The organism is Streptomyces sp. YS-3, assembly GCF_045257485.1.
In the GTDB taxonomy this organism is placed as follows: domain Bacteria; phylum Actinomycetota; class Actinomycetes; order Streptomycetales; family Streptomycetaceae; genus Streptomyces.
Genome location: NZ_JBJHPC010000786.1, coordinates 1 through 2,667, shown reverse-complemented (window position 1 = coordinate 2,667; position 2,667 = coordinate 1). Strand labels below are relative to the sequence as shown.

The following is a 2,667-nucleotide window of genomic DNA, read 5'->3' as shown; positions in this document are numbered from 1 at the left end:
GCTCTCCGGCCACGGTCCTGAGCTCCTCGGTCGCGGTGGGAACAATCGATCAGTCAGCAGCATGCTACTGACGTCTGCCCACCGGACCCCACTCGCCCCGGCCCGCCTGCCCCGTCACTTGCCCCGGAACGTCTCCGTCACGGTCACCGTGACCGTCACCGTCGGACGGGGGCCCGGCTTTCCGGGCTTTCCCGGGTTCCCCGGGGGCCTGGGGGTGCTCCTGGAGGGCGGCGGCGCGTCGCAGTCGCCCAGGACGCTCGCGTGGAAGACCGTGCGGTCCGCGACCTTCGCCGTCAGATCGCCCCGTACGCAGCGGTCCTCGCGCTCCTCCGTCACCTTGCCCGCGACGGAGATCTTCTTGTTGTCGTCGGTACGGCCCCGGCAGTCGACCGTGGCGACCGTGCGGGTCGAGGCGGCCGAGGGCGTACGGGTCGACGAGCCGCCGTCGACCTTCGCGGTGCAGGTCAGATACCGCACCTTGAAGCCGTCGTGCTCCAGCCTGCTCGTCGCGACCTTGTCGGTGGTCACCGAGACGGTGACCGAGCTCATGCCGCCCACCGGGTCGCAGGCCGCGGCCCCGGCCGCCGCCCCGGCCACCAGGCCGAGCGCGGCGAGCGCGCGCCGGTGGCGCAGCGGCCACGTGACGTATCTCCTTGCCCCCATACGCGCCAGCGTCCCACCCCCGCGCCGGACGCGGTAGACGGCTTTACGACGTCAACCGGACGGCAGAGGGGCGGTGGCCGGACGCCCGGTGGGCGGTCGACCGGACGCCGACGGCGTCACGACCAGCGGCCGGTGCGCCCCATCAGCAGCGCCGCCGCCGCCGTGCCCGCCGTGGAGGTGCGCAGCACGCTCGGGCCGAGCCGGTACGGCTGGGCGCCCGCCTCGGCGAACGCCGCCAACTCCTCGGGCGACACGCCCCCTTCGGGGCCCACCACCAGGACGATCTCCCCCCGCGCGGGCAGCTCGGCGGTGGCCAGCGGCTCGCTGGGAGCCTCCCGGTCCTCGTGCAGGACGGCGGCGAAATCAGCCGTGGCCAAAAACGCGACAACCTGCCTGGTCGTCATCGCGTCCCGTACCTCCGGGAACCGCACCCGGCGCGACTGCTTGCCCGACTCCCGTGCCGTGGCACGCCACTTGGCGAGCGACTTGGCACCCCGGTCGCCCTTCCACTGCGTGATGCAGCGCGAGGCCTGCCACGGCACCACGGCGTCGACGCCGGTCTCGGTCATCGTCTCGACCGCGACCTCACCCCGGTCACCCTTGGGCAGGGCCTGGACGACGGTGATGCGCGGCTGCGGCTGCGGCTCCTCCCGCAGCGAGTCGAGCCGGACGACCAGCCGGTCCTTGCCCTCGGTCTCCATGACCACGCACTCCGCCCAGGTGCCGAGGCCGTCGGTGAGGACGACGTCCTCACCGGGCGCGAGCCGCTTCACGGAGACGGCGTGCCTGCCCTCGGGGCCGTCCAGGACGTACCGGCCGCCCGGCCCGGACTCGGTGAAACGGTCGACGACGAAGACCGGGGCGGTCATGACGTGCTCCTCATGTGTTTCGGTTTCTCGATGCGGCGGCCAGCGTGGCCAGCGACGCGTCCGCTTCCTCCGCCAGGACCCCCACCAGCTGTCCGGCGGGCAGCGCCCGTGCCAGCCGGTGCCCCTGCCCCGCCCACAGCGCCATGCCCTGGGCGTCGCCCGCCGCCGCGGCGGCCCGCCGCAGCCCGGCGGTGATCTGGTGCACCTGGGGGTAGGCGGCCGGGGCGTACGGTCCGTGCTCGCGCATGAACCGGTTGACCAGGCCGCGGGCCGGGCGTCCGGAGAACGCCCGCGTCAGCTCCGTACGGACGAAGAGGGGATTGGTCAGGGCCTGCTTGTGCAGGGCGTGCGCGCCGGACTCCGGGCAGGCCAGGAACGCCGTACCGAGCTGCGCCGCGTCCGCGCCCGCCGCGAGCACCGCCGCGATCTGGGCGCCGCGCATCAGACCGCCGGCCGCGACGATCGGCAGCGTCACGCTCTCGCGGACCTGGGTGATCAGCGTGAGCAGTCCGAGTCCCGAGCCGTCGGCCTGCGGGTCGTCGCGGTGCGTCGACTGGTGGCCGCCGGCCTCTATCCCCTGGACGCAGACGGCGTCGGCCCCGGCGACCTGGGCGGCCAGCGCCTCGTCGGGGGTGGTCACGGTGACGACGGTGTACGTGCCGAGGGCGGCGAACGCGGCGAGCACCTCGCGCTCGGGGCAGCCGAAGGTGAACGAGACGGCCGCGACCGGGTCCTCGCGCAGGATCGCCAGCTTGGCCTCGTAGCCGTCGTCGCCGCCGGAGTCGGCGTCGCCGAGCGGCGTCTCGTACCAGGTGGCCTCGCCCGCGAGCTGGTTGCGGTACACCTCGATGACGGCCGGGTCGGTGTGCGGCGGCTGCGGCATGAACAGGTTGACCCCGAAGGGGCGCCCGGTGAGCCCGCGCAGCTGCTTGATCTCCTGGTACATGCCGTCGGCCGTCTTGTACCCGGCGGCCAGGAACCCGAGTCCGCCGGCCTCGCAGACCGCGGCGGCAAGACCGGGGGCGGAGACGCCACCGGCCATGGGAGCCTGCACGATCGGATACCGGCAGAGATCGGTCAAAGCCATGCCCGCATCGTGCCACGGGCCCGCCCAGCCACCGAATCGCCCCAACCC

The 2,667-nt window shown here is 73.9% G+C and carries 3 protein-coding genes; all 3 read right to left on the bottom strand.

The window, feature by feature from the left end; translation table 11 throughout:
- Nucleotides 1–114 precede the first annotated feature (114 nt).
- Nucleotides 115–663, bottom strand: coding sequence for a hypothetical protein (locus ACJA3G_RS34740; protein ID WP_406557019.1), 549 nt, complete (start codon nucleotides 661–663; stop codon nucleotides 115–117).
- A gap of 116 nt (nucleotides 664–779) precedes the next feature.
- A complete protein-coding gene (locus ACJA3G_RS34735; protein ID WP_406557018.1) occupies nucleotides 780–1,532 on the bottom strand; it encodes a 16S rRNA (uracil(1498)-N(3))-methyltransferase in 753 nt (250 codons plus the stop codon).
- Nucleotides 1,533–1,542: 10 nt separating this feature from the next.
- A complete protein-coding gene (locus ACJA3G_RS34730; RefSeq protein ID WP_406557017.1) occupies nucleotides 1,543–2,619 on the bottom strand; it encodes a nitronate monooxygenase in 1,077 nt (358 codons plus the stop codon).
- Between the last annotated feature and the right edge of the window lie 48 nt (nucleotides 2,620–2,667).